Source organism: Yersinia artesiana, assembly GCF_902726545.1.
GTDB classification, from domain to species: Bacteria; Pseudomonadota; Gammaproteobacteria; order Enterobacterales; family Enterobacteriaceae; genus Yersinia; species Yersinia artesiana.
This window is the reverse complement of sequence record NZ_CACVAD010000108.1, coordinates 1-1,212: the sequence shown is the minus strand read 5'-3', so window position 1 is coordinate 1,212 and position 1,212 is coordinate 1. Positions and strand designations below refer to the sequence as shown.

Sequence of the window (1,212 nt, the reverse complement as noted above, 5' to 3'; positions counted from 1 at the left end):
TTGACCTCCTCCCAATATCCGTACCAGGCTAAACTAGAGATCCGGACCTTTTTGATGACTTCGGGCAAATTCTGCCGGAGTCAGATTATTTAACGAAGAATGTGGGCGAAAGTGATTATATTCCTGCCGCCAGCATTCAATTTTCTCTTGAGCATCTTCCAAAGAAAGGAACCAGTGTACGTTCAGACATTCATCCCTCAGGCTGCCATTAAATGACTCTATAAAGGCATTATCCGTAGGCTTTCCGGGCCGTGAGAAGTCCATCGTCACCTGATTTTCATAGGCCCAACGGTCCATCGATTTAGAGATAAACTCGCTGCCGTTGTCTGTCTGCAGCCTTTGCGGAACACGCCCCCACGACAGCTTCAACCGCTCCAGAACAGCCACAACATTCTCGCCCCGTAACCCCTGACCGACTTCGATCGCCAGACATTCCCGACTAAAATTATCGACTATAGTTAGCGCCCTGATCCGACGCCCGTTGAACAGGTTATCAGCAACGAAATCCATGCTCCAGCACTGATCTGCAACAAGCACCTGAGGCCGTCCTTTCCGGTGTCTGGCGGTCACATGCCGGCGTGGGCGTTTCGAACGCAGGTTGAGCCCCTCAAGGCAGTAAATACGGTGTGTTTTCTTATGGTTAACCAGCCAGCCCTCACGGCGCAAAAGAATATGAATGCGCTGGCAGCCATAACGGATACGCGTTTCTGCAATTTCCCGTATCCGTTGGGTAATAGCCCTGTCGTCACGATGACTACAGTAATGATAAACCGTGCGACTCTGCATTATCAGACGGCATCCTCTGCGTACACCGATACGGTAGGCCGCCAGCAGATATTCAACTGCTTCCCGCTTCTGCGGCGGCCTCAGAACTTTTTTCGAATGACATCCTGCAGCATCTCCTTGTCCAGACTCAGATCGGCGACGAGACGTTTGAGGCGCTGATTCTCTTCCTCAAGCTGGCGAAGACGGCGTAATTCCGTGACGCCCATGCCGCCAAATTTCTTCTTCCAATTGTAAAATGTCGCCTCAGAAATCCCCATCTTTCTGCAGACTTCCTCGACACGAGTGCCGGTTTCAGCCTGTTTGAGTGCAAAAGCAATTTGTTCCTCGGTATAACGCGTCTTTTTCATAACGAATGACCTCTTTTTGGACGGAAAAGAAGGGCCAAAACTCTACTTTACAACGGTACTGAAAGAAGGGAAGAGATCA

General features: G+C 50.2%; 1 protein-coding gene. It reads right to left on the bottom strand.

The features are described 5' to 3' along the window. Positions 1–33: 33 nt before the first annotated feature. Positions 34–1,133 (bottom strand): IS3 family transposase gene (locus HU019_RS20130; protein WP_088732386.1). Its coding sequence is split into 2 segments (ribosomal slippage): positions 34–872 and positions 872–1,133, totalling 1,101 coding nucleotides; the frame shifts between segments, so codons are not numbered across the junction. Between the last annotated feature and the right edge of the window lie 79 nt (positions 1,134–1,212).